This window comes from Arthrobacter sp. FW306-1B-G06A (assembly GCF_058781765.1).
In genome coordinates, this window is sequence record NZ_JBYSXB010000051.1 from 14,028 (window position 1) to 30,939 (window position 16,912).

Here is a 16,912-nt window from a genome sequence, read left to right on the forward strand (position 1 = left end):
TCAGACGCCCGGCGCCGGCCCCCCGGCCCCGGCCAACAGAACAAAGAAGAGGAACCCCGTGAAACTTGGCAGAATCGCCCGAACCACACCTGATGGCGAGGAGCTGCGGATCGTCGCCGCGCTTCCCGAGGAAGGACGCGTGGTTGACCTCGCCACGGCCTTCTCCGTGGCACAACAGCGACGTGGAGCCTCCCAGGCTTCCGCCCGCCGCCTGGCCAGGGAAATCTTCCCGCCCAGCATGTCCGCCGCCATCGGCGCGGGCCCCTTCTTCCTGGAAGCCGCAGCGCAGGCCCTCGACGCAGCCGACGACGCCTCCCTTCCCATGGCAGAGGCCCAGTGGCGCGCCGCCGTCGACCCGCCGGTCATCCGGGACGGACTGACCTTCAACCAGCACATCGTCAACTTCGCCGAAACGGTCACCAAGAGCCTGCCCAACCCGAACATCTACAAAATCCCCGGATACTTCAAGGGCTCAACCGCAACCGTCTACGGCCACGGCGAAGAGATCCCCTACCCCTCCTTCAGCGACGCCCTCGACTACGAAGTGGAGATCGGCTACGTGATCGGAACCCCCGGCCGTAACCTGACCCCCGGGACCTCGTTCGACCACGTCTTCGGGATCACCATCTTCAACGACTTCAGCGCACGGGACATCCAGGGCAGCGAAATGGCCATCGGCATGGGTCCACAAAAATGCAAGGACTTCGCCTACGGGATCGGTCCATGGATCACCACCATCGACGAGATCGCCTCGGTCGACGGGCTGAAGGCCACCGTTAGCGTCAACGGGCAGCAATGGACTTCCTGCGAGGCCACCGACATGCTGTACTCGCCCGAGGAACTGGTCGCCTACGTTTCCATCGCGGACCGCCTGCAGCCAGGCGACATCATCGGCTCCGGAACCATGGGGTTTGGATCGGCGCTGGAACTCGGCAGGAAGCTCGAGCCAGGCGACACCATCGACATGGAACTGGAGGGCGTCGGTACGTTGCGCAACACCCTTTCCGCCGAACGAGAGGCCTACCCGTGGTGGCCGACCGCCCGCCCCTACCCCTTCGCCAAGGAAGCGAGCCTGTCATGACCACCGAACGAGCCCCGCTGCGAAGGATCGTTACCGGGCACGACGCCCTCGGGCGGTCCATCATCGACCTCGATTCCGACGCACCGCACTCCTGGTCCTCGGACACCGTCCCGGGCTTCGGGGCCAGCGTCGCCTGGGCGACACCCGCCGGCCCCATCGACCACGCGACGCCCCGGGACGCCGCGTCGGCCGATGCCGACATCCCGACGTTCCCACCCGCCGGCGGCACCATCCTGCGCGTCGCCGACTTCCCACCCGACGAGACCTACCCGGCCAAGGCCGCTTCTGTCGTCTTCGACGAAATCGACGGCGAGGAAGCACGGCAGAAACCCTCTGACGGCCAGAAACCCCGGCACTTCTGGTTCCACCGCACGGACTCGCTGGACTACGCCGTCGTCCTCGACGGCGAGATCGTCCTGATGCTCGACGAGGGCGAGACGCTCCTGAAGGCCGGCGACGTCGTCATCCAGCGCGCCACAAACCACGCCTGGTCCAACCGCTCCGGCCGGAACTGCCGCATGTTGTTCGCCCTGCTCGGCACCGAACCGGCCACGCCCGCACAGCTCGGAACCGCCCGCACCGAAGCGGCCAGACCGTGATCGTCACACCCGACGCCCGGTCAGGCGAAGTCATCTGGCACCCCTCTCAAGAGGACGCGGCGCAGTCCAACGTGGCCCGCTTCACCGAGTGGCTGCAGGGCCGCGGAATCACCGCATCGGACTACCACGAGCTCTGGAGCTGGTCCGTGGCGGACCCGGCCGCCTTTTGGCCGCTGTTCAGGGAGTTTATGGGCGTGGAGCTTGGCGGAACCCCCGGCCCCACCACCGACGGCCGACCCATGCCGGGCACCGCCTGGTTCCCGGGGCGGACCGTAAACTTCGCCCAACATCTGCTCGAAGGCAGGAACGGCACGGCGCTGATCGCTCTCGCCGAGGACGGGCAGCGCGAAGAGATCTCCTGGGAGCGCCTGCGGCAACTCGTCGCCACCGTCGCCGCCGCCTTGCGCGGCATGGGAATCCGGCCCGGGGACCGCGTCGCCGCCGTGCTGCCCAACGTCCCTGAAGCCGTCGCCGCGTTCCTGGCCTGCGCCAGCGTCGGCGCCGTCTGGACCATCTGCTCCCCCGAGTTCGGAACCGGCGCCATCGCCTCGCGGTTCGGCCAGCTCGACCCGCGCGTCCTGATCGCCGCACCTGGATACCGGCTCGGCGGACGCGACCGGGACCGGACCGCCGATCTCGCCACCGTGGTAGAGCAGCTACCCACCCTGGAACGCGTCGTCTGGGTAGACCGGCACACCGACGCCGCGCCCCCGGTCCTGAGTATCCCCAGCGACAAATGGGAGGACCTGGCCGCCACACCGGCCGAGCCCCGGTACAGCACGCTGCCGTTCGACCACCCCCTGTGGGTGCTCTTCTCCTCCGGAACCACTGGCGTACCGAAAGGAATCGTCCACGGGCACGGCGGAGCGCTCCTCGAGGAGCTGAAAATGCTCTCGATCCACTCCGACCTCCGCCCCGGCGACCGCTTTCTCAGCGTGGCTTCCACCAGCTGGGTCGTCTGGAACGGATTGGTCTCGGCCCTTGGCTGCGGTGCCACCGCAGTGCTGCTGGACGGCAACCCGACCCACCCGGACCTGGAACACCTCTGGCGGCTGAGCGCACAGGAGCGCGTCACCGTGCTCGGGACCGGTGCAGGGTACATCCATGCCTGCCTCAAGGCGGGCCTGGAACCACGCCGTGACTTCGACCTGACGGCACTCCGCGCCGTGCACGTCACCGGTTCCCCGCTGCCCGAGGACGGGTTCCGCTGGGTCTACGGGAGCGTCGGCGACGTCTGGCTGGCCTCCATGAGCGGCGGCACGGACATCGCCTCGGTCTTTGTCTGCGGGGTCCCGACCCTGCCGGTGCGGGTCGGCCGTCTCCAGGCACCCGCCCTGGGCGTGAACGTCCAGGCGTGGGACGAAGCCGGCGGCCGGCTCTTCGGCGCCAAGGGCGAGCTGGTCGTCGTCGACCCCATGCCCTCGATGCCGCTCTTCTTCTGGAACGACCCTGATGGACGCCGGTACCGCGAGGCCTACTTCGACACCTACCCGGGAGTATGGCGGCACGGGGACTTCATCGAGATCGACTCCGACGGCAGTTCGGTGATCCACGGACGGTCCGACTCCACCCTCAACCGCAACGGAATCCGGCTGGGATCCGCGGACCTCTACCGGATCGTCGAGCAGCTGCCCGAAGTCCGGGAGGCGCTCGTCGTCGGCGCCGAACTGGGATCGGATTACTACATGCCCCTGTTCGTCGTCCTCGCGGACGGGACAGACGCCGACGAAGCGGCCGCTCGCATCAGGGAGGCAATCCGGCGGGACCTTTCCCCGCGCTACGTCCCCGACGCCATCATCCCCGTCCCGGGCATCCCCCACACCCGCACGGGAAAGAAGCTCGAGGTCCCCGTCAAACGGATCATCCAAGGCGCCGTGCCGTCCTCCGTCGCAGACCTAGGCGCGGTCGATGACGCCGAACTCCTCCAACAGTACGCCCGCTACGCACCCGCACATGCGGGCCCGACCACCGCGCCGCACCACGAAAGGCACCAACCATGACCACCTCGTTCGCACTGGGCACCTTCGCCGCCGGCGGGGCTCCCTTTCCCGGCGTCGTCGTCGACGGCAGAGTCCATGACATCGCGGGCGTCCTGCCCGGCGCCGTCGACATGCCCACAATCCTCAGGGACTGGGACCGGAGCATCGAGGTCCTCGCCGAATTCACCGCGGACCCAGCAACGCTCGAGCGCACACCGTCGTACCCCCTGTCCGAGCTGACGATCCTGCCCCCGGTCACGCCCACCGGGCAGATCCTGGCCGCCGGCGCCAACTACCGCGAACACGTCATCCAGATGACCGTGGCCCATCGGCTCGGGGACCCAGCCGCCTCAGCGGACGAACTGCGCGAACAAGCCGCGCGTGAGATCGACGAACGGGCGCGCACCGGGGAGCCGTACGTCTGGGTCGGCGCCTCCTCGGCCATCTGTGGGGCGAACGACGACGTCCGGCTTCCCACCGTGGGGTCCGAGCACGACTGGGAGCTGGAACTTGGCGTCATTATCGGCCGCGACGCCTACCAGGTGGCAGAAGAGGACGCGATGGACTACGTAGCCGGGTACACCATCTGCAACGACCTCACCACGCGGTCCCTGGTTCCCCGCACGGACATCCCGATGATGGGCACCGACTGGATGAGGTCAAAGAACCACCCGACCTTCTTCCCCACCGGCCCCTACCTGGTGCCGGCCAGGTTCGTCCCCGATCCCCAGAACCTGGACATCACGCTCAGCCTCAACGGCACGGCCATGCAGCAGGGCAACACCGGCGACATGGTGTTCGGCATCGCGCGGCTCATCTCCTACATCTCCGGACGCGTCGTGCTGCGGCCGGGAGACATGGTGATTACCGGATCACCGCAAGGCAACGGCTCCCACTGGGGCCGGTTCCTGCAGGACGGCGACGTCATGGAAAGCACCATCACCGGTTTGGGACACCAACGCAACCAGGTCCGCGGTCCGGTCCCCGCCGGTCACGCGGCTCCCGAAACCCGCGCCGACAGCGCGTCACACTAGTACCGTTCATCACCTACGCAAAGGAGCGAAAAGATGACTGATTGCGACGTTCTCGTCGTCGGCGGCGGGCCGGTCGGCGAGGTCCTCCTCGCCCTCCTCGGATCCCGGGGGATTTCCGCTATCGGATTCGAGAAGGACCACGAGGTCTGGCCGAAACCACGGGCCGTCCACTTCGACGGCGAGACCCTCCGCACCTTCCAGGCCCTCGGGCTCGGCGACGCCATCGAGGCCCTCTGCGAGCCGATGCTGAACTACCGGATGGAAAACGAGGCTGGCGAAGTCCTCCTCGACATTCCAACCGGCGCCCTGGGAATCCATGGCTGGCATGACGACTACATGTTCAACCAGCCAGAGTTCGACCGACTGATGCGCTCCGAGATCGAGAGCTACCCCTCGGTAAGCCTCCTCCCCGGACACAAAGTAAACAGCATCGCCCAGGACGAGGAATCCGTAAGCTGCGTCGTGACAGAGCCCGGGGGCGCTACCCGGACCTACACGGGCCGCTACCTCGTGGGCTGCGACGGGGCCTCGTCCCGTGTCCGCCACGACATCGGGTCAACCTTCGCAGTCCTCGGCCCCAACGATCCATGGCTCGTAGTCGACGGCCTCTGCGGAGATACCCCGCCTGTAGAGGGCAGCATGGTGTTCTTCGGACACCATTCCCGGCCCAAACTTTGGGCAGCCATGCCGGGGGGCCACGGGCGGATGGAGTTCAAAGTCCTTGAAACGGACAACGACGAGGACCTGACCGACCCCGACAAGCTCGGAGAGCTCTCCGGCGGGCTACTCACTCCCGAGAACTTCCACGTCGAACGCTCAGGCGTCTACACGTTCCGTTCCTTCCTCGCCGACCGCTGGAGAAATGGCCGGATCTTCCTCGCGGGGGACGCGGCACACCTCTCACCCCCGCTCTACGGCCAAGGGCTCTGCTCCGGCATCCGTGACGCCAACGACCTGTCCTGGAAACTCGCGGCCGTTCTGAGCGGCGGCGACCCGGCGCTGCTCGACAGCTACGAAGCCGACCGCAGCCCGCACGTCCGCGCCTGGATCGACCAGGCGACGCGAATGTCGGCCATCGTGCAAACCACCGACCCCAACGTCGCCGCCGGCCGTGACGCCCACGTCCGCAACAACCCCCAAGACACCGCCCCAAAGGTCCCCGTCCTGGGCGGCGGACTGCATGCTGGGCGGCCCACTCCAGCCGGTACCTGCGCGATCCAGCCCATGCTCGAAAACGGAGGGCGATTTGACGACCGCGTAGGCCAACGCTTCCTCATCGTGACCCGACCGGAATTATGGGCCTCACTCCCCCCGGACCTGCAGAACGGCATCTCCACGCAACAGGAGGTCCATGTGCTTGGGCCGGATGAAGCCGGACACGAGGAGCTCCTGGAGAGCGTCGACGCCGGCGCGCTGGTGGTACGCCCCGACAGGTACATCCTCGGGACCACTTCCAAAGCCGCGGAGCTCTCCGAGCTCTGCGCGCAAGTGCTCCGAATCCTGCAGCCCCTCCACGTCCACTGACCCGGGAAGGGCCCTGTCCGTACCGGCAGGGCAACTCCCGGGCGCCCATCACCACCTCTGAAAGCGGGAACACCCATGGCCCTTCCGGATACCGTCGACGCCCGGCCCCCAACAATTTTCCACCTCATGTCGCGGCGGCTCCAGGAAGACTCAGCCTCCACGAACCTAGGGATCACCGTCACGGACGCGGAACCCGGGCGGATCACCATGCGCATGCCCATCGCCCCAACCATGAGGAACGGCCACGGCATCCTCCACGGCGGGTACGTGTTCTTTCTGGCGGACACCTGTTTCGCGTTCGTTTGCGAATCCACCGGGCACCCTTCCGTCTCCCGCCAGGCCGACATCACCTACATTGCCGCAGGCGGCAACGACGTCGAATACATCGAGGCAGTGGGAATCCAGCGGACCCGGTACGGCCGCAACAACATCGTCGATGTCTCCGTCCGCTCCGGCTCCGGGCTCCATTTGGCCGAGGCCCGCATCTTCGGCGTCGTCATCAACCCGTCCCAAAAATAGGCATGGGTCGGAGAACGTGGCCACATATGGCCGAGTGCCCTCGCGCGACCTACGCCGGACCCATATCCGTCAGTTGGTGTTCGCGCCGGAGACCGCGGTGAGTTGGCTTAGCCCGCTGGCCTTATCGCCGCGTCGAGGTCCGCGCTCACCGCTCGCACGTCGCCCACGGCGTTCCCGGACAGCAGCGGGCCGGGCTCGGGCAGGCGCCGCTTCCGCGCGATGACGCGCGCATGTTTGACGGCAAGTTGGCCACCGCCAGCATGCCTTCACGCATACACGGTTAAGGACATAGACCCGGGGGTCTATGTGAGGGGTATGTTTTTCGCTCATAAACGAGGGGAAAGGTTCCCTGCTAAATCAGCACAAACAGCCCCTTCCCGCTGCGATCACCACATGTTCACTGACTCTCGAGCTCCGACAGCACACGCCGGCCAAACTCGCCGTCGAGGGTGAAGGAAAGAGTTGGTGGTGCATCCGCCTAGGTTCCCGGAATTGAAGACTCGTCCATGGTTCGCCGCCGCTCGGATCTCGGTGGTGGTCACAGGAGGCTCACGGGCAGAGCACTCCGATGCCGTTATCTGCGGTTTTCCACATAGACCAAGACGCTTTACCGCCAGCCGTTCGCCGATGCTGCACTGGAGGAATGCTCAGCTATGAGGAACGGGTTCTCGTCATCCAGGAGCACGAGGATGGCCGCTGCTGGTGCGGCGAGACCTGGGATTGGCCGGCACCGCCCAGTCACCCAAGTGTTTAGGTTCGTGGCCGCTTCCCAGCACGGTCCTGGTCCGGTCTAGCAAAAACCGTTGCTGCGCTGCCAGAGACGTAGGGGAATCTCGATCATCAGGGAGTCCATGGGTCCAGGATCGTCGGGTCACGTGGGTGGCGGCGATCTTCAGGAGAACCGTTGTAGCGAATCCCTCCGCTCACTTGGCAACTGGGCAATACTTTGCTGCGCGACTGGCCGCCTCTCGAGCCAGCTCGGAAAGAAATTCCGGCATGCGGATCGTTTGATCCCCGCTGCGGCCTGCCCGGCAGCTGTTGCTGATAGGTCGGCCGGAACGGAATCCCAGGAGACGCGGTGCGGTCTATTTGATTGGCGCTTTCGGTCAGGCATCGGGGCCTTACCCTTGCCTGTGAGGGAAACTAAAGTACTGCCGCCGGCCTTTCTAGTTGACGTGCATGGGGTTCGCCGCGACCGGCGTCCAGTCCGTTCCCTCGCCGGCCTTGTTCGTGCCGGGGATATCGCTCTTCTTCCTGGCTTCCGATGAACGCCTGGTCAGGAACGCCGAGTTCACCTGTCGGCAACGGAATGACTCTAACCTGACGGCGGTGACGCGTTGCTACAACCCAAGCTCTTTGGCTCGGGTGAACGCGGCGTCCGTTGCCTCTTTGAGGACCTGCTTGATTTCGCTAGCCTCCATCACAGCAATCGCGGCCGCCGTTGTGCCGTTTGGGCTTGTCACCTGGGCACGTAGTTCGCGGGGGGAGCGGCCCGTGCTTGCCAGCAGTTCGCTGGCGCCACTGAATGTTCCGTTGACGAGCAAAGCCGCCTGTTCGGGCGTGAAGCCCTTGTCAATGGCAACCTCGGTGAGGAGTTCAATGAGGCAGAAGACGTAAGCGGGACCGGAGCCGGAGATGCTCGTGACGGCGTCGAGCTGGTTTTCAGGAACGGTCAGGACGGAACCCACGGTTTGGAAGAGCCGTTCCACGATGGCCAGGTCCTGGTCACTCGCATGGGTTCCCGGGCTAATGCCCGTAACGCCCCTCCCCACCACTGCCGGGATGTTGGGCATAACGCGCACTACAGGCACGGTGGTCGGCAAGATCGATTCCAGCGCAGCGATGCTAATGCCGGCTGCGATGCTTACAACAACGGCGCCCGGTTCTACGGCCTCTGCGATTTCCTTCAGCACCTTGGGCACCACGTCGGGCTTGACTGCTAGGACTATCAGCCCTGCACCGGAAACGGCCTGGATGTTCGCGCTTGGAGTTGTGCTGGAATCGAAGGCTGTTACGCCCGCGTCGCTGAGCTCCTGCAGTTGCGAGGACCAGTGGCCGGTCGCGCGTATGCCGCCTTCGGCAGGTATCGAGGCATTCAGCAAACCCCTGATGATCGCACAACCCATGGCTCCTGCGCCAAGGAAGGAGGCGGGCAGGGGGATGGGGTGCAGTTCGCTCATGTTGTATTCCATTCTGTGTTTGAAGGTCTTGCCGGGATTGAGGCTGTCCGTCGGTCCAGCAGTCCGGCCTATTTCGCGCTGGATTCCAGGACGTCCTACTTCCGTCCAATGCCAGTCAGCGGACTTGTACTCGCGATCCCGGCCGGATCCGTGCTTGGCCGATGGCCAGTACACCTGTCTGTGAAGGCCGGAATGAATGCGCTAACCACACCCCTATTGGGCCCAACCTCTACATCACACGAGGCAGGTAAACTCCTGCCCGGGACCCACGGCTAGAGAACGGTTGTCCGAGTGAGGGAGAGCGATTTGGTCTCCCGGAAGAACAGGATCACAATCGCGGCGGAGACTACCGCCATGCCCATGAGGTAGAAGGCGGGAGCCAACGGGGTTCCGAATCCGGCAACCAGTCCCGTAGCCACGAACGGTGCGGTGCCGCCGAACAGGACGTAAGCCAAGGTGTAGCCGATCGCCGAGCCGGAGGCCCGCACGGAGCTCGGGAACATCTCCACGAGGGCCGGCACATTGGAGGTTCCGATCACGGCCACCAGGGCGCCCAGGATGCTCGTCCCCAGGATAGCGAACCCCAGTCCCAGTGGCATGATCGCGAAGGCGGGAATCGTCATCACCACGAAGCCAATGCACGCCACCAGGAGCATCCTCTTGCGTCCGTACTTGTCGCTGGCCCTGGCCGCGAGCGGGCAAACCGCGGTGTACACGAGCATCGTCACGACACTCGTGATCATGGACTCAGTGCTGGAGTAGTGCAAGCTCGAGGTCATGTACGCGATCATGTAGCTGCTCATCAGGTAGTACGCGATCGCGTTAGTGATGCTGTAGCCAAACAGGGTGAAGATCTGCCGAGCGCAGAGCCGGATGGCGTCGCCCAGGGGCCTTTCGGCCACTTTGCCTTTGTTTTCCAGGCCGCGGAACACCGGAGTGTCGTCCACGCGGGACCTGATGTACAGTCCGATCAGGCCCAGGGGGGCCGCGAGCAGGAACGGGACCCGCCAGCCCCAGGCCTGCAAGTCACTCGAGCTGAGGTTCGCGGTGATGGCTGCGCCGAGCAGTGCGCCGGCCACGGAGGCCAGGCCCACGGTGGCCGGGATGATGCTGGCGTACGTGGCCCGTTTCCCGGCCGGCGCGTACTCGACGATGAACGCCGAAGAGCCCGTATACTCACCGCCGGTAGTGAACCCCTGAACAGCTCGGAACACGAACAACAGGATCGGGGCCCACACGCCGATCACGGCGAAGGTAGGCAGGATGCCGATGCAGAATGTCGCGGCGCTCATGATTACCACGCACAGGCCCAGCATCTTGTTGCGGCCAATCCTGTCGCCGTAGCGGCCGAAGAACGCCGCACCCAGCGGCCTGGCGATGAAGCCTCCGGCGAAGATCGCCCACACGGCCAGCAGGGACGCAGTCGTCGAATAGTCCGGGAAGAAGAGTTTCGCGATGGTTACCGACATCACGGCATACGCCGCCGAATCGAACCATTCCACGAAGTTCCCGACGGCGGCCGCAGCGGCTACGCGCTTGAGGCTCCGGCGCGGGGAAGAGTCAGTCTCTGCTGAGTTGTCAATGAGGGTATTCATGACGCTTGTCCTTCGTGGGGGTCGGAAGGTGAAGAGTGAGGAAGTGCGCGGAGCTGTGCCCTTTGGACTTTTCCGGTAGACGATTTCGGCAGCGCGGAGACGTATTCGATAAAACGCGGGTAGGCAAAGCGGGAGAAGTTCGCCTTGACGTGGGCCACGATCGACTCACTCAATTCCGCGTCGCCAGTGTGGCCCGGCATCAATTCCACCCACGCTTTGATGGACTGGCCTCGGAGGTCATCCGGCACTCCCGTCACTGACACATCCCTGACGGGATCGAGTTCCCTGATGACCGCTTCCAGCTCGTACGGCCCCACCCGGTAGCCCGACGTCTTGATGACGTCATCGCTTCGACCGAGAAACCAGAAGTAGCCGTCCTCGTCAGCGTAGGCCTGATCCTTGGTGTGGTACCAGTCGCCACCGAACGCAGCGGCCGAGGCTTCGGGCATATTCCAGTATCCCAAGGGGAACTGCGGGTTGGAACGGGCCCGGAGGCAGATTTCACCGGTCTCGCCTGCCGGCACTTCCTGCTCGTTCTCATCCAGCAGGGCGACCTCCCAACCGGGGAGCGGCCGGCCCATGGATCCCGGCTTCACCGGAACAGCGGGAAAGTTGCCCAGCAAAGGGTAGGACTCGGTTGAGCCGTAGTAGTCCATCAACGTGACACCAAACTGGTCCCGGAACCAGAGGATAAGATCCGGCGTCAGCGGCTCATTGGAAGAACAGACTGTCCGCAGGTACAGCGGGAAGCGGGTGCCGGCGTCGGGCACGTCCTCCCGCATCTTGCGCAGAAACGTCGGGTTGACCAGCGCGCTGCTGACCTTATTGCGGCTCATGCTCTCCAACAACGACGCCGGGTCGAACCCTCCGGCGGGCCGGAACACCAGGTGCGTGGCTCCGGCCCGGAGCGGACCCATAAGCTTGGCGAGCGACCATGCCCAGTCCCCTGCGCCATAGAAGACGTCGCCGTTGCCGATCTGGTGGCAGTATTCGAACTCGTTGTGGCCCAGCAGCGTCCGGTGCGCATGGACGATTCCCTTGGCCCTGCCGGTGGTGCCCGAGGTGTAGAAGATGAGCGCGGGGTCGTCGGCGCGGGTCTCTACGTCCTCGAACTCGACCGGCGCGTTGGCGATTGCCGGGCTGTCGATGTCGATGACCGTCCCGTCGTACCCGTCGAACAGCGCCTTGGCTGATTCTTCGGCAATGATCACCGAGGCGCCGCTGTCCTCGAGCCGGAAGCGGATGGGTTCCGCGGCCCACAGCAGGGACATGGTGACCAGAATGGCACCGGTCCGCAGCACGCCGAGATAGGCAGCGGGGGCGTCGGCACGCTGCGGCAACAGTACGGCGACCCGGTCGCCTTTCTTGATGCCGGCGGTCTGGAGGGTGGCGGCGATTTGCCGCGAACGGTCCTGGATTTCGCCCCAGTTAATGTCCCGGCGGCCCTCGACGGCGGACTCAAGGATGAGCGCGCGCTTGTCGCGTGGGTGCCGGTCGGCGACGTCGGCCGCCATGTTGTAGAACTCCGGCACCTCCCAGCGGTGGGAGGCGAGCATGTCCGGGTAGCGGTCTTGCGTTGTCAGGGTCATTTCGGGTGTCCTTCAGCGTCCGCTGCCGGCGAGGAAACGGGCCATTTCGCGTTGCGGTTCGCCGGTGCCATAGGCCTCGCGATGGACCCGCTTGGCTTCGGCCATCGCGTCGCTCAGGTCATCTTCCTCGAGGCTGCGGAGACGGTTCTTGGTCAAACGAACAGCGCCCGGAGGCAGGAGGCTCAAGCGGGAGGCGAGTTCCTTCGCGTAATCCAGCACGCCGCCGTCGTCCGCCAGGTAGTTCAGCAGGCCGAGGCGCTGCGCCTCGGCGGCATCCACGAGCTCGCCAGTGAGGACGAACTGTGAAGTCTTGGACTTGCCGAGGATGCTCCACATGGCCCAGATTCCGGTGATGCTGGGGATGCCGGAAAGGACTTCAGGCTGGCCCATGCGGGCTTTGGTATCGCCGACGCGGAGGTCCGCGAGGAGCGCATACTGGAAGCCGGAGCCAGCCGCGACACCGTTGACCGCGGCGATGGTGATCTGGTCGAGGTTGCGGACGGCGCGGTAGAGGCGGTCGAAGCCGTCGATCCAGGCCTCGGCGGACGCGTGGTCCTCGGGGTTCATGGACGCGGTCTCGGCCAGGTCCTGCCCGGCGCAGAATGCGCGGCCGCTCCCGGTGAGGATGACGGTGCGGACCTCGTCGTTGCCCTTGAGGCCTTCCAGGTAGTCGATGAGTTCGTTGCGCATGGCCTCGGTCCAAGCGTTGAGCTTGTCCGGGCGGTTGAGCGTGATGATGGCCGTTGAGCCGGCTTGCTCGAAGAGGACTTCCTGGGACATTGGGGGTTTTCCTTCCGTGGATGCTGCGGGGATTACATCCATCAGACCATCCCGGAATGTGACCCGTCTAACATCAAAATCCACTCAGTGTGATACCAAACTGATATGATGCGGCATGGACATCCACCATCTCAAGTACTTCGTCGTGCTCAGCGAGGAGCTTCATTTCGGCCGCGCAGCGCAGCGCCTGCACATGGCGCAGCCGCCGCTGTCGCAGCGGATCAAGGACCTGGAGAAAGAGCTCGGTGTGCTGCTGTTCCACCGGCGACGCACCGGCGTCGAGCTGTCCGAGGCAGGCGCACTGCTGCTCGAACACGCGCGAAACGTGCTCGACGGCGTGGCCCTGGCACAGGAGTCGATGCGGCGGATCCGGCCGGGCGCTTCGGGCATCCTGCAGGTCGCCGTGCCGCCCGACACGAACCCGCGGGCGCTGCAGGCGATGGTCGCTTCGTTTGGGGCTGCCGCCCCGGACGTGCTCCTGAACCTGCACGAACTCACCACCGTGGAACAGGTAGGGCGGCTGCGTGACGGCGAACTGGACGTCGCGGTGGTCCGTCATCCGTTGAGCGCGGTGGGCTTTGAGTCGGGGCCGGTGCTGTCCAGGGCGTTGGGAGTGGTGCTGAATGCTTCGCATCCGCTGGCCTCTTCGGATGCTGTGCGGCTGGGTGATCTTGAGGGCAATCCACTGATCATCTTCCCGCGCCACATGGCCCCGGCGCTGTACGACGCGTTCCTTCAAACTTGCCGCGACGCCGGCTACCTGCCGGCCGCAATTGTGCACGCCCGGAACCAGCACTTCACCCATGGCCTGATCCTGGCCGGCCGCGGGGTGCACTTCAACGAAGAGCCGTGGACCCCGTTGCCCGCGGGGATTGTCTGGCGGCCGCTGGTTAGAGATCCCCTTGCTTGGCGGACCTCGGCGCTGTGGCTGAAGAGCCGAAGGTCAGCAGAGACAGATGCGTTTGTGGCGGCTGTGGCTGCGGGATTGGCTGCGGGCGGGCACGGGTAACTCGTGGCCCCCTGACGACTCCAAACCATGAATAGCCCTCATTTAGATTTGAGACATGAAATCAAGGGACTGATCACGGGCGGGCCAGGGCTCCATCTGCTGAAGCCATTGTCGGCGGTTGCCAGCTGGGTGGCCCCGTTCGGGGTTGGGCTTGCTCGCATATAGTTCAACACGCTCGAAATGACAGGAAGATCAAACCATACGGTGAGGTCCCGGACCTTGAAAGCCGCCTCACCCGGTCGGGCGGGTTTCTTTTCCCGGGTCAGCCTGACCGGCCGGCCAACCATCATCGACGCCAGCGGTGGGTGTGGCATCCGGCGCCGCGTCCCCCACTACCTTGCCACAGCGGATCATTGTGATCACTTCCGAAATTTCCTTGACTTCACGCAGCTTGTGCGAGATGAAGAAAATTGATTTTCCGGCGGCTTGGGCTGCCGGATGATGTCCAGGAGCTCATCGGTTTCCTGCGGAGTAAGAACGGCCGGTCGTTGTGGCGGGACGCCACAAGGTACCGGTCCGGTGCTGATGGCTTGCCCGGACATGGACGACATCGGGAAGCTGGTGCGCTACGGCCACGGGATCCGCGCCATCTGCGTCATCACTTGGAACGCCGACCGAATCCGCTCGTGTGTCACGGCGATGAAACCGGACATTCTTGGCGACGGCCCGGACTGGAAGACTCCCTCCGCCGAACTCGACCCGATCGTCATGGAGGCTCTGAGAAGCCTGACGCTTACGGTGAATCACAACAACACGATATCGGCCGGCTTTGAGAAGGATCAGGTGGTCGGCGTACTCCTGGCGCTGCGCGACGCCAGAATCCCGATGGACGCCGACGCCATGCAGGGCTGGGCCCTTGCTCAAGAGTGGGCCGACAAGAATCCGGAGCGGCTGGCGCAGTACGTCCGGGACATCAACGGCGGGAAACGCCCGCGAGCCCGGCACGTGCTCCGTACGGACTATATCGACTACCTGCGGCAGAAGCTGGCATCGGGTGACGATCCTAACGCTGAGGATTAGGAATCGCAGTCGGGTAGTTTCACTACCCATCTTCTGGCTCCTCTGCGAGTCCGAAGAGCACGGCGATGTCGCTGAGTCGTCATCCCAGCTTTGAGGTCGCACGTCGTGCATGACGAGCCCCGGGCAGGAGCTCGGAAAGGGCTCTGTCTACCCGAAGAGCGCTGCTCCGCATGATGAGAAATGCCCGTCATTACAGGGAACACATCACATCATTACTTAAGGACATACCCCCGGCGGACCGCACAGCAGCACATGGTGTACCCCGGGCCGCGCAACCTCAAGGGCACGAAGGGCATCGCCTTGCCTTGAGACATCGCAAAGATCTTGGAAAATCCTGCCATGTCCCCTGTTTGACTCCGACTGGCGTCAGTCCAACAAATCAAAGTACGCCGTGCCCGTGTTCCAATCCACAGGATGCATCAACGTCCCAGCAGCAGGGTTCAGCGCGCTGTACATCATGCCATCCCCGGCATAGATGCCGACGTGCCCCCAATTATTGGGCCCTTGCGGGTTCTGCACCACCAAGTCCCCCGGCTGTGGATTGTCAGTTTGGTGCCCCACGGTCCACTGATCTACGCGCGGCAGGTTGATCCCCACCTGCCGGTAGGTCCATTGGACGTAGCCCGAGCAGTCCCAGGCTTTGAACGCCGTTCCACCCCACACGTAGGCCCCGCCCAGCCCTTCTTGAGTGAAGTGCAGGATGTCCTTCCGGATCTGGCTCAGATTCATCGGCATTACCGGCGCCGCCGAGCCGTTCGGAACACTGTCGCAAGAAGTTGGTGAAGTCGCACCAGCGAGCGCGTCAACGATTGCCGTTGCCTCAGGTTCCCACCGCGCGTACAGCTCTGGAAAGGCCGATACTTGAACAGCTTGCACAGCGTTGCCCTTATCCAGGGATTGCCAAGCCGGGAAATCGAGCAGTCCGCGGGGGCTGCCATGATTGGGACCGCTCGGGCCGCCGTAGAAAGCCCGAGCGTTGTAGTTGGGGTCCATTAGCTGCTCGATGGTCCCCCAGCCAGCGGCTGGACGTTGCTGGGCGGTGCCAAGAGAGTCGTGGTCGCTGCCGACTCCGTCGTGCCGAATCAAGAGCGAAGCGGGAAGGTTGTTGTTCGCCAGGACTCTTAATCCGGATTCCTGGAGGGCCATCATGATCGCGATGATTTGTCCGTCCCTCGGCACTCCCATTTGCTTTCCGACAGCAATGTAAATCCGCGCAACCGACACCTGTCCCGCGGTTATAGTCACCGGCGCCTGGCTGTCTGGCTGAATCTCCAGACCACTGGCTCCATCCGCTGACGGCCGACCATTGCCCATCGCGCCGACTGAGCAAGCACCAGCGCCGGTCGCCGAGTTGGCGGCAAACACTGCCACACCAGCGCAAAACGCAAAGGCACAGATCAGGGTCAGTGCCGTAACTACAGCCGTCGCTGCCCGCAGAATAGCCCTGCGCTGAGCGAAACCGGCCAGAACCGCGGGAACAGGCATCAGTAGACGATTCTGCTCGGCGTCGCGTAAAAGCCAACGACTACGCAATGATCGATCGGGGCTGTAGTGGCCGGTGGACAATTCACCATGACGCTCACGGGAGCGGCATACGCATTGCGGTCCGAGCTCGATTGATCCACAACGCTCAGAGTGGCTGTGCAGACGTGAAGCCCAACCCACGGCGCCGGGTGGTCGCGCACCTTGGCCAGCTCGCCGTCGCATACAAGGGACCGGACCGTCGCCGAACGGCGCGCCTGCTCCCCTGCCAAGGTTGCATAGGTTCCCGCGTTGACGCCGGTCGCTTCGAACTCCTGCACAAATACCGTTAGGGGGTTGGACCCGTCCGGCAGAACGTCCCACCAGTCCCGGAGCCGGGAGTAGACCTCAGAGTACGACGCCGTTCGCGTGTCCCAGGTGTAAATTGCCGTCGCTGCCGCGGAGGCGAGCCTCCGATAGTCCGTTGTGCGTGGTTCTCCGATCGTGGGTGGAGTTTCCAATGTGGAAGCCGCGGTCGGCGA

General features: G+C 64.6%; 15 protein-coding genes and 1 pseudogene. 8 read left to right on the forward strand and 8 right to left on the reverse strand.

All coding sequences use genetic code 11. The annotated features are described in order from the left end of the window. Positions 1-58 precede the first annotated feature (58 nt). The 6 genes from AC3WJM_RS20645 to AC3WJM_RS20670 all read left to right on the forward strand — a co-directional run bounded on the left by AC3WJM_RS20645 (position 59) and on the right by AC3WJM_RS20670 (position 6,736). A complete protein-coding gene (locus tag AC3WJM_RS20645) occupies positions 59-1,081 on the forward strand; it encodes a fumarylacetoacetate hydrolase family protein (protein ID WP_492260163.1) in 1,023 nt (340 codons plus the stop codon). Continuing rightward, positions 1,078-1,680, forward strand: coding sequence for a cupin domain-containing protein (locus AC3WJM_RS20650; RefSeq protein ID WP_492272830.1), 603 nt, complete (start codon positions 1,078-1,080; stop codon positions 1,678-1,680). Before AC3WJM_RS20645 ends, AC3WJM_RS20650 begins: the two co-directional genes overlap by 4 nt. Beyond that, positions 1,677-3,680: an acetoacetate--CoA ligase gene (locus tag AC3WJM_RS20655; RefSeq protein WP_492260165.1), complete on the forward strand. Its 2,004-nt coding sequence runs from the start codon at positions 1,677-1,679 to the stop codon at positions 3,678-3,680. Before AC3WJM_RS20650 ends, AC3WJM_RS20655 begins: the two co-directional genes overlap by 4 nt. Next, entirely contained in the window at positions 3,677-4,693 is a 1,017-nt protein-coding gene (locus tag AC3WJM_RS20660) for a fumarylacetoacetate hydrolase family protein (RefSeq protein WP_492260166.1), read from the forward strand. Before AC3WJM_RS20655 ends, AC3WJM_RS20660 begins: the two co-directional genes overlap by 4 nt. Before the next feature lie 33 nt (positions 4,694-4,726). Then, positions 4,727-6,217 (forward strand): bifunctional 3-(3-hydroxy-phenyl)propionate/3-hydroxycinnamic acid hydroxylase, encoded by a 1,491-nt coding sequence (locus AC3WJM_RS20665; RefSeq protein ID WP_492260167.1) that lies wholly within the window; start codon positions 4,727-4,729, stop codon positions 6,215-6,217. Positions 6,218-6,292: 75 nt separating this feature from the next. Further along, positions 6,293-6,736 carry a hotdog fold thioesterase gene (locus tag AC3WJM_RS20670; RefSeq protein WP_492272831.1) on the forward strand — a complete coding sequence of 148 codons (444 nt, stop codon included), beginning with the start codon at positions 6,293-6,295 and terminating at the stop codon, positions 6,734-6,736. A gap of 1,340 nt (positions 6,737-8,076) precedes the next feature. On the opposite strand, the gene proC is transcribed toward AC3WJM_RS20670, so the two are convergent. From proC to AC3WJM_RS20690, 4 genes are all read right to left on the reverse strand, one after another. Further along, a complete protein-coding gene (proC, locus tag AC3WJM_RS20675) occupies positions 8,077-8,916 on the reverse strand; it encodes a pyrroline-5-carboxylate reductase (RefSeq protein WP_492260169.1) in 840 nt (279 codons plus the stop codon). 272 nt (positions 8,917-9,188) lie between these two features. After that, on the reverse strand, positions 9,189-10,511 hold the full coding sequence (locus tag AC3WJM_RS20680; protein ID WP_492260170.1) for an MFS transporter: 1,323 nt from the start codon (positions 10,509-10,511) through the stop codon (positions 9,189-9,191). Beyond that, complete coding sequence (locus AC3WJM_RS20685) at positions 10,508-12,100, reverse strand: acetate--CoA ligase (RefSeq protein ID WP_492272832.1); 1,593 nt, start codon at positions 12,098-12,100, stop codon at positions 10,508-10,510. The genes AC3WJM_RS20680 and AC3WJM_RS20685 overlap by 4 nt, the downstream gene beginning before the upstream one ends. A gap of 12 nt (positions 12,101-12,112) precedes the next feature. Then, positions 12,113-12,880: an enoyl-CoA hydratase/isomerase family protein gene (locus AC3WJM_RS20690; RefSeq protein WP_492260172.1), complete on the reverse strand. Its 768-nt coding sequence runs from the start codon at positions 12,878-12,880 to the stop codon at positions 12,113-12,115. 115 nt (positions 12,881-12,995) lie between these two features. Between AC3WJM_RS20690 and AC3WJM_RS20695 the strand changes: the two genes are divergently transcribed. Beyond that, positions 12,996-13,889, forward strand: coding sequence for a LysR family transcriptional regulator (locus AC3WJM_RS20695; RefSeq protein ID WP_492260173.1), 894 nt, complete (start codon positions 12,996-12,998; stop codon positions 13,887-13,889). A gap of 200 nt (positions 13,890-14,089) precedes the next feature. Here AC3WJM_RS20695 and AC3WJM_RS20700 read toward each other — a convergent pair. After that, positions 14,090-14,371, reverse strand: a pseudogene (locus AC3WJM_RS20700) (heme ABC transporter ATP-binding protein); the annotation flags it as partial. A gap of 58 nt (positions 14,372-14,429) precedes the next feature. Between AC3WJM_RS20700 and AC3WJM_RS20705 the strand changes: the two are divergent. Next, complete coding sequence (locus AC3WJM_RS20705; protein ID WP_492260174.1) at positions 14,430-14,909, forward strand: DUF1889 family protein; 480 nt, start codon at positions 14,430-14,432, stop codon at positions 14,907-14,909. Between the two features lie 216 nt (positions 14,910-15,125). Here the strand turns inward: AC3WJM_RS20705 and AC3WJM_RS20710 are convergent, their stop codons facing one another. The 3 genes from AC3WJM_RS20710 to AC3WJM_RS20720 form a co-directional block, all read right to left on the reverse strand. Next, positions 15,126-15,242, reverse strand: coding sequence for an ATP-binding protein (locus tag AC3WJM_RS20710; protein WP_492260177.1), 117 nt, complete (start codon positions 15,240-15,242; stop codon positions 15,126-15,128). Between the two features lie 33 nt (positions 15,243-15,275). Next, the gene (locus AC3WJM_RS20715; RefSeq protein WP_492260175.1) at positions 15,276-16,394 is read right to left on the reverse strand and encodes a C40 family peptidase; all 1,119 of its coding nucleotides are present in this window, start codon (positions 16,392-16,394) and stop codon (positions 15,276-15,278) included. Continuing rightward, a partial coding sequence (locus tag AC3WJM_RS20720) for a hypothetical protein (protein ID WP_492272833.1) occupies positions 16,394-16,912 on the reverse strand: 519 nt, incomplete at its 5' end. The genes AC3WJM_RS20715 and AC3WJM_RS20720, both read right to left, overlap by 1 nt.

Excerpts from the sequence above, each read along its gene's own strand:
- proC (WP_492260169.1), bottom strand. The coding sequence starts at position 8,916 with ATGAGCGAACTGCACCCCATCCCCCTGCCCGCCTCCTTCCTTGGCGCA.
- AC3WJM_RS20690 (WP_492260172.1), bottom strand. The coding sequence starts at position 12,880 with ATGTCCCAGGAAGTCCTCTTCGAGCAAGCCGGCTCAACGGCCATCATC.
- AC3WJM_RS20665 (WP_492260167.1), top strand. The coding sequence starts at position 4,727 with ATGACTGATTGCGACGTTCTCGTCGTCGGCGGCGGGCCGGTCGGCGAG.
- AC3WJM_RS20695 (WP_492260173.1), top strand. The coding sequence starts at position 12,996 with ATGGACATCCACCATCTCAAGTACTTCGTCGTGCTCAGCGAGGAGCTT.
- AC3WJM_RS20715 (WP_492260175.1), bottom strand. The coding sequence starts at position 16,394 with ATGCCTGTTCCCGCGGTTCTGGCCGGTTTCGCTCAGCGCAGGGCTATT.
- AC3WJM_RS20660 (WP_492260166.1), top strand. The coding sequence starts at position 3,677 with ATGACCACCTCGTTCGCACTGGGCACCTTCGCCGCCGGCGGGGCTCCC.
- AC3WJM_RS20685 (WP_492272832.1), bottom strand. The coding sequence starts at position 12,100 with ATGACCCTGACAACGCAAGACCGCTACCCGGACATGCTCGCCTCCCAC.
- AC3WJM_RS20650 (WP_492272830.1), top strand. The coding sequence starts at position 1,078 with ATGACCACCGAACGAGCCCCGCTGCGAAGGATCGTTACCGGGCACGAC.
- AC3WJM_RS20670 (WP_492272831.1), top strand. The coding sequence starts at position 6,293 with ATGGCCCTTCCGGATACCGTCGACGCCCGGCCCCCAACAATTTTCCAC.
- AC3WJM_RS20680 (WP_492260170.1), bottom strand. The coding sequence starts at position 10,511 with ATGAATACCCTCATTGACAACTCAGCAGAGACTGACTCTTCCCCGCGC.
- AC3WJM_RS20705 (WP_492260174.1), top strand. The coding sequence starts at position 14,430 with ATGGACGACATCGGGAAGCTGGTGCGCTACGGCCACGGGATCCGCGCC.